Raw genomic sequence first — 8,049 nt, 5'->3', positions numbered from 1 at the left:
GGATACCCTGGAAACATGTATGGCCTTAAATCAGGAAGCCTGGGGAAGTTTTTATCTGGATGATGGTACGGGATGTGTCGGGTATCATTTGACAGCGGTTTACGGCCGACATGTGGATAAGGACTGGATAGCGGCACAGATTGCCTTAGCGGAGGCTGCTATCGGAGACTGGAAGAAAAAGGAAGATGATTGGCGTGCACAAGCGCGGTAAAAGCAGATTTTATATGGAGAGAAAGGGGAGAAAGCTATGCATGTGAATCAGGTACGTCTGGCAGAAAAAACGGATAGTATCTCATGGGAGGAACAGCCTTCCGAGTGGACAGCAGCAGATACAGGCAGTAATGAGATTGAAAATATGATACATCAGATTCAGGATTTTGGGCGGATTGCTGCAGCTGACGGAGAAAATTCCAAAGCATTGCGTCAGATGCTTATGACGAGACAGGGGTATCTGAAAAAAGGTGCAGCTGTTTTCTTTGACGAACCGGGTCTGTGTGAACTGCAGATGGCCGTTTGTAGGGATGGAACAAGACATAAGATTACGGAGTCGCAGCGCGCGCAAGGCGCGATTTTGCAGGTAATTCGGGCAGCTGAGCGTTTTATTTTAGAACGAACAGAGGGGTATTCAGAGAAAATACTGCATGAATTGCTCATCAATGCTTTTGTACATAGAGATTTCAACAGTACCCAATGCAATGAAGTGTTGATTTTTGCGGATCATATCGAGATATTTAATCCGGGGGCCTTTCCGGAGGGATATGAAGTGGAAGATTTTACGAGCAGAGAACAGAGGCCGGTGCCGCGAAATCCTCTGATTGCCCGCATTCTTTATTATATGGGCTGTACAGATGGCATAGGAAACGGACTTCAGAAAGTATCGGATGTTTCATGGCAGTTGGACAAAGGCGGTGTGACAGTATGGGTGTCCGGCGGCAGGATTAAATCAATACAACCAGTGGATGTTGATTTTAATAAGAATGAAAAAATGATTCTGACCTATCTGGAAACACATGATTGGCTGACGAATGCGGCTGCCAGGGAAATCGTCCATGTGGGGACGACAGCTGCCAGAAGCCTGCTAAATGGGCTGGTGGACAGAGGTTATCTCAGGGCCGAAGGCGAAAACCGGGGAAGAAAATACTATCTGGCAGCAAAAAGACCGAGATGAAGACATTCGGAGGTGAATACATTCGAATGAAAAATAAGAGCGTCTTTAATCAACAGACGCATATGAGAAAGAGGGAAGAAAAATGGCCGGAGATCGGATGATGCGCTATATTGTGCCTTTTTATTTTGATGGGGCATATGAAGAGGTTTGCAGGAAATTGTCTGAGGCCTCAGATGAATGGGAACCGGGACAAGTGGCCTGCCGATATGTTTATCGACATATTTACCAGACGGTTAATTATGCAAAAGATGAAAAAGAGAAACAGGGTGGAGTCTGGAGACAGAACAGACAATCAGCTAAAATTAATTTATGGCTCAAATTGAGAGAGAATGAGGCGAGATATGTGTCCATTTCAGATAGTGGTATTTACTTATTCCGGACCGGAATTGGTTTATTCTGGTATGAGATAGATTTCAAAGATACAGAACTGCCTGTAGATACACTGATTGAATATGAAGATCAACTGCAGACCTTTGGATTAAATAAACGTGAGCATTTTATTTATCGTGTGGCAGGTAAAAAAAGTTTTATTGTTTCGGATCATCCAAATTTGAAAGAAGAAAACAGCGGAAAGGAAGAGGAAAAACAGCCGATACTTCAGATAAGAGAAGAGAAAGCACCAATAACCGGGCAACTAATTGAAGTTTATCATCGTGTGCCGGCGCTTTCAGGTAAAAATGTTTATCTGTGTGCGGATTTTGAGAAGCACACCGAGACGCCTGTATTGGAGAAGAAAGAAAATGAGCGGATTGATTTTTGCCTGACCAGACTGGAACAGAACGAGTCAGAGGTAAAAGCATATATCAGTTTCAGGGAAATAGAGAGTTTTTCAATTCCGCAGTGGATGAATGAGAAATTGCAGGTACTGGACTGTGGGATTTCTTTCTATATGATGGAAGGGATTAAGAGTAAAAGGGGCAAAAAAGGGCAGAGTGAAACAAATGGACCGCGGCGGGCGCTGCTGTACAATTATTTTTCCTTTGAACAGGAAGCAGAGGCACAGTCAGATGAAGGACAGCGCAAGCAGATGCTCCTGGACAGAGCGGATTTTCTGACAGCAGGGCATAATAAGAATTTTCTGCGTTCACCGGATGTGTCAGAATATGTTTATCAGCCATTTAAAGATGCCTATTGGTATGTATGCAATAGCGGATGCGGATGTTATGTGTACAAAAATGAGGAGAATCGGCATTATTTAAAGACAAATCTTTCAGATAACGTACGAAGAGATTATTTTATGATTTACATATTGCTGCTGTATCAGCTCTATTCACTCATTCATTTTTCGGAAAAAATCGAGTATGAACTGTCGGCAGATGCGAAGGACTATCTGAAGGCACCGGAAGCTTATAACTTAAAACTGAAAAAAATTCAGGCAGAAATCAACACTTTTTTATTAAAGAGCGTACATACTTCTGTCAGTCAGATGCAGACGCAAAACGATTTTTATCAGTTTGCCAAGAAAAATCTGCGTTTGAGGGAAGAAATACAGAGTCTGACAGCCGGTGTTGATTTCCTGGAGGAATTGCTGGAAACCCAGGAGGAACAGCGCAGGCAGGAGAAGGAAAATGCGGAGCTGCTGCAAAGACAACAGGAAGAAGATAAATTATCTGTGGGTGTTGCTGTTCTGTCACTGCTGGCCATTTTATCTGCCTTTGCGGATGGCATTGGATTTCTCAATGAAATTAAAGAAGCAGGCAGTCTGATGAATTTGTGTCGGGAAAATATCGCATATCCTATCATTCTTGTTATTGTTGTGTTGATTGGCTTTGTGGCGTTGGTTGTATGCAAAGATTCAGCGGTCAGATACTGGCGGAGCAAAAGAAAAGCGCTTGATCGGAATGTCGGCGAATAAAGGAGAAAACAAAAGATGAACAAAGACAGAATTATGGCCTATATCGACAATCAGTCAGAAATCAAAAAATGTGTGGAAACACAGTTCCCGTTTTTTATCGCACATGAATATCATCGTTTTTATGAATTATTGGAAAAAGGCCAGCTCTTTGGCGCGTTTTTTGAAATGAAGGATGTGCTGGAAGTCCTTCTTAAGTTCCCGATACTTGTTGGTACGGCTTATATCGAAAGCAAAAGGGAGCCGGAGGAAGGAAAGCGCTGTCTTGAGACATTGATTGCACATCCGTTGAGTCTTGGCCAGTGGGCAGCTTATGGGAATGATCTGCGCAAAATCCTGCAGAAGGATGAGGCGGCAAAACCGCTTTATCAGGTACTGAGAAGTATTTTGCAGTTATATAATCGCACCGGTGTTGTGAACTGGCGTAATACAAGGATCGGTCACGGTGCTGTGGCCGGAGATATTATGCAGTACGCAGAAGATTTCAAAAAGTATTCGACAGCCATCAACAAACATTGCATGGAAACGGAAAGTTTTTATACAGAATTGAACATCATGCTGGGTGGAAAAAAGCTGAAAGGGTATTCGCTCCCTAAATGGGATGAAATAACGGTGTGCAGTTTTGAAGGACAGACGCTGGAGGCATCCTTTAGTCAGTTGATCTTTGATCTGCGTCCATACATATTTGTTCAGGAAGGAGACATATATTTCTTTGATAGTATGAATTCCTGGCGTCTTGTGATAGATGCCCTGGATTATGTGAAGGGAAGAAAAATTGTCGTGCAGTCAGAGTTCTTCTTAAAAAAATATCGCGAATTAACAGGAGAAGGGAAATATTTGCCGGAAAATTCGGTTGCAGATGTTGTTTTTTCATCAGATAATCAGTATCTGAACGAGCTGAATCTTGCGGAGAATTTCACATCGATGGATAATCTGGATGGGTGGCTGGCGCATTGCCTGAATGATTATGACCGCGGCGTCTTTATGTTGAAGATGGAACGAGGCATGGGGAAAACCGCTTTTGTCAGCAGCATTGATCAGTTGATTCATGGTGATGACAGCCGGGACGAATGGATGGATGTGGTGGTACGCTGTTATTATTGTAACCGTCTGGAATTTCGCAGTACCAATGATTTTGTCGCAGTCTGCAATACGGCCTTATTTTCTAAAAACAGAGATGCACAAAAGAATATTGAAGGCAGTGAGAAGGAGTTGCGTACATTGTCGTTGACGGGTAAAGATCCGGCACAGCAAATGTCAGATTATCTGGGATTTTATCAGGAAATTTATGATAAAATGCAGTTTAAGGAAAAACTTCTGCTGGTGATTGATGGTCTGGATGAGATCACTGCCGACCGGATTTTGGAAACGGGACATACAATCTTTGACTATATTCCGGCACCGCAGCAGCTGGCAGAGAATGTCTATATATTATTGACCTGCAGAACCGGTGAGGAGGAACCGTTGAGTCAGTTTGTCAGTCAAAGGATAGAACATTTAAGTTTGACAGAAAGTTATACTGTGGACAGAAAAAGCACAGAGCACGAGGAGAATCTTCAAAGATATCTGAAAAAATTACTGCCTTCCACAGCGTATGATCAGGCAGAGGCGATTATCAACCGGACAGGCAGAAATTATGTCGGCCTGAAGCTGTTTGTCAGTCTGATGGGGATGGAGATCAGCGTCAGAGATTTGTTGGAAATGGACAATGAATATAGACTCAGTTTATTTCTTCAGAAGCTTCAGGTGATTTATGGTGAAAAAGTGTTTAAAAAGACAATACAGTTTCTGACATTGATTGTTAATGCGTATACACCGCTTTCTCTGAGTCAGATTACTTTTCTGATGGGATACAGAGAAATGCCAATGGAAATGTTGACGATTATGTATGAACTGGGGTGTCTGCTCGATTTGAAACGCACAGAAACCGGCACAAAAATCCGTTTGGCCAATGAGACATTCAGACAGCATTTGCGGGAAAACTATGCGGATGTGATGCAGGTACAATTGTCGGACTGGATTCAAATGATACTTGTACAGGGCAGCAAGGAACTGGATAATGGTGCTTCAGCAGATTTATATAAGAATGAAGGGGCCATTTACCTGTATGGCAATATCATGAAGTATGTGGAAGAATGGGCTGCAGAAGCACAAAAAGCGGTTGTATATACGAATGCTTTTGCCGGTGCCATTTATCAGTTTGAAGGAAAAGTAGACGGCAGAAATCATGGTTATCAGGGGGTCCTTCTGGATATCGGCATGACCTCCGGTGCGATTCAAATCTATGGGCGTCTGGAAGCAGACAAGCAGAAAGTGGATTGGTTGAATTATGCGTATTGCTATAATAACAGAGCTTATCATAAGGGAATTACTTTATCCGATGCAGAGGGTGGAGAAAGGGATTTGGCTCGGGCTTATGAGATTGTATCCGGCATGCCGGAGAGGGATGCAAAAGTTTTGTCGGCCATGGGTACTTTTTCCAATAATATGGCAGCTTTGATGAGCAAATGGCACTACCCATTAGCGGAGGCTTCTGTGTGGAGCCATCGTTCTATAGAGGCAAGAAGACAGTTGATGTATCTGGATTTTGCGGAAAATGCGGAAAATTATATGCAGTCGTTGTTGAATTATGCAGGACTTTTATGTAAATATGGAGCGATGGACGAATTAGCGTCTCTGTATCAGGAAATCAACACCATCTGTGATGAAATCAACGCACAATATCCGGATGCATATGGAATGCTGCGGCCAAAGGGCAATCGTGTGAATTTTGGTTATGTATTTCAAAGGGCAAGTATGCGGACGAAATATGCACAAAGCCTTGCTGAGAAAGGGAAGACAATGGCAGGTGATAGCGATTGTTATGAAAAGGCAGCAGGACTTTATGAGGAGAGTCTGACAGAGTTGAGAGAACTTCTGGCATTTACAGGCGGCGAACAAATGGCAGTCCATGAAGCGTTGTATAAAGCCTGTTTTTATCTTGGCAGAATATATGTCCTTCTGGAGCAGCAGGAAAAGGCCGATGCCTGCTGGAATGAGTCTTTTATGCATATTCATAAACTGAAAAGCCGCGGTAAGTTATACCAAAATGGTGTTTTAGAGGAAATCAAAGGGATGTTTCCTGAAGCGGTGCAATGATAAGGTCGTTTTGACAACAGGAGAACAGGAGGGATGAAGAAATGAGCAACAATAAAATGGATGAACAGGAAGAAAGATGGGGAAAGCGCAATAAGGAAAAAGATGAGATTCAGCAACTGTATGAATTCAATGAGAAGCACTTTGATCAGGGCAGTGAAGCGTACGGTCAATTGATAGCAGCGGTGGAAAACTATTCATCAAAGGCTATCTGGGCGGTTTTGAACAACTCACCATACAATACCAGAGAGGACTACGAAGATGTAATTATGCGGGGACGTGAGAGTTTTCTGCAGGAAAACAACAATGTTTTCTTTAATTATAAAAACAAGGAAGATGTCCGGAAGACAGTGATGTTTTCGGATTATGCCCGGGGAATGTATCAGAAAAAAGCATTTGATCATATTAAGAAACGCAAAAGAAACAGTGAAGTAGATCCTGTGCCGGAGGATATTTATATCGAAAACGGATATAACAATCAGATACCAAGTGCCGGAGAAGTGCTGATTGATTATTATGCAAAGGCAGTGATGAATTCAGACGCTAATCCGTTTCATATTATTTTCCTGTGCTACTCGAAAATGCTGCCGGTTGTACTGGGAGAAACTCGATGCAATTCTGCGGATGGATGGGCCTGGGAGCATATGCAGGGAAAGACGATGTTCCGGCTATCGGATCTTTTTGTCAGAATGTTTAATTCGGCTGTTCGGCTGATTCGTGTGACTTTCGGAAAGCCGTATTGCGATAAACTGGAAAAGCCTTTTAAGGATGATAAAACCGGCCAGTTATATGAAAAACTGGGTGAGGTGATACTGACCAGTCTGTATGAGCAGAGCAACACCAAAAACTGGGTGGCCAGATTAAATAAGAAAATCATGGTAAAGGTCGTTTCTGAGATTATGAATGCAGCAGATTCGGATGAAGATGTGAAGCGTGCAGCGACTGAGGCAATCGCCTATACAATTGGGAGATAAGGAGGCATATCATGTTAGATCAGCAGGTATTGGAAGAGATATATACAATTGCGGAAAAGGTTGGAGCCCATCAGGTACTGACAGAACGGGAACAGGCGATGTATGATGACATTTTGGAAGATGCCGGATATTATCAGGTGTTCTGTCTTTATACAGCCATGATTGATTTTCCGACTTTTTACGAACAGTCTGTTTCCGGAGAGAAACAGAAGGTGAAAGAGTGGCAGAGTGAAAAAATCCGGGAGATAGAAAAGCATAAAAATTAAATAAGTCGTATCATACAGAAAAAAATCGACAGTCGTCAAAAACTGTCGATTTTTTTGCTCAAAAAACTGCCAATTGATTGACGGAAAAAGTAGGGGAGATTATAATTAATCTAACGTTTATTTGAAAATAATGGCGAAAATGAACGATATTGGGACGAAGTCGTGAGGAAAAAAGATGTATGGTGATGATATAGATTGAAAAAGGCTTAAATTTATAAAAAATAAAAACGAGGAGACATGTTATGAAAAAATTAGGAAACAAAAATATTCTTTATGCAGTGTGGATTATCTTGTGTGCGGCGACAGCCTTTTTGGGTGGATTCGGTCATAGTATGCTGATCAACTATGCCTTTCTGGCAGTTATGGGCCTGCTCATTTTGATTGTGGACAGGCACGGACTCAGCAAAATCTGCCGCATAACGAAGGATTTGAAGGGGATTACAGAGACTTTTTCAGAGGCAGAAGCGAAAGGGACGCAGGGAAATGAAGCCTATCTTTCTTTGATGGAGAGCATGCACTTTACATACCCGGAAACAGAAGGAGACTGGATGCGGCTTCAGGAGAGCTGGAAGAGTTCAGACGGGATGGATTGCGATGTGGAGGACTATATTTTTGAGAGTGAACTTCTGGAATCCTGTAATTACAATGTGTGTA

7 protein-coding genes are annotated in these 8,049 nt (G+C 42.5%); all 7 read left to right on the top strand.

From position 1 onward, the window contains the following. On the top strand, nt 1-211 hold a 211-nt coding region (locus WMO25_RS11480; RefSeq protein WP_349085431.1), incomplete at its 5' end, for a hypothetical protein. 36 nt (nt 212-247) lie between these two features. Next, nucleotides 248-1,168 (top strand): ATP-binding protein, encoded by a 921-nt coding sequence (locus WMO25_RS11475; protein WP_349085430.1) that lies wholly within the window; start codon nt 248-250, stop codon nt 1,166-1,168. 82 nt (nt 1,169-1,250) lie between these two features. Further along, nucleotides 1,251-3,023: a hypothetical protein gene (locus tag WMO25_RS11470; protein ID WP_349085429.1), complete on the top strand. Its 1,773-nt coding sequence runs from the start codon at nt 1,251-1,253 to the stop codon at nt 3,021-3,023. Nucleotides 3,024-3,038: 15 nt separating this feature from the next. Continuing rightward, the gene (locus tag WMO25_RS11465; RefSeq protein ID WP_349085427.1) at nt 3,039-6,158 is read left to right on the top strand and encodes a P-loop domain-containing protein; all 3,120 of its coding nucleotides are present in this window, start codon (nt 3,039-3,041) and stop codon (nt 6,156-6,158) included. A gap of 41 nt (nt 6,159-6,199) precedes the next feature. After that, a complete protein-coding gene (locus WMO25_RS11460) occupies nt 6,200-7,129 on the top strand; it encodes a hypothetical protein (protein ID WP_349085425.1) in 930 nt (309 codons plus the stop codon). Between the two features lie 11 nt (nt 7,130-7,140). Next, complete coding sequence (locus WMO25_RS11455) at nt 7,141-7,395, top strand: hypothetical protein (RefSeq protein WP_349085423.1); 255 nt, start codon at nt 7,141-7,143, stop codon at nt 7,393-7,395. A 242-nt stretch (nt 7,396-7,637) separates the two neighbouring features. Further along, nucleotides 7,638-8,049 (top strand): hypothetical protein (locus WMO25_RS11450; RefSeq protein WP_349085422.1); only part of this gene is annotated, 412 nt, incomplete at its 3' end.

The organism is Coprococcus intestinihominis (genome assembly GCF_040096555.1).
In the GTDB taxonomy this organism is placed as follows: Bacteria; Bacillota; Clostridia; order Lachnospirales; family Lachnospiraceae; genus Coprococcus_A; species Coprococcus_A intestinihominis.
The sequence above is the reverse complement of the archived record's forward strand: the minus strand, read 5'-3'. Positions and strand labels throughout refer to the sequence as shown.

Bases quoted from the DNA above. Each gene is read 5' to 3' on its own strand.
- WMO25_RS11470 (WP_349085429.1), top strand. From the start codon at position 1,251: ATGGCCGGAGATCGGATGATGCGCTATATTGTGCCTTTTTATTTTGAT.
- WMO25_RS11455 (WP_349085423.1), top strand. From the start codon at position 7,141: ATGTTAGATCAGCAGGTATTGGAAGAGATATATACAATTGCGGAAAAG.
- WMO25_RS11460 (WP_349085425.1), top strand. From the start codon at position 6,200: ATGAGCAACAATAAAATGGATGAACAGGAAGAAAGATGGGGAAAGCGC.
- WMO25_RS11475 (WP_349085430.1), top strand. From the start codon at position 248: ATGCATGTGAATCAGGTACGTCTGGCAGAAAAAACGGATAGTATCTCA.
- WMO25_RS11465 (WP_349085427.1), top strand. From the start codon at position 3,039: ATGAACAAAGACAGAATTATGGCCTATATCGACAATCAGTCAGAAATC.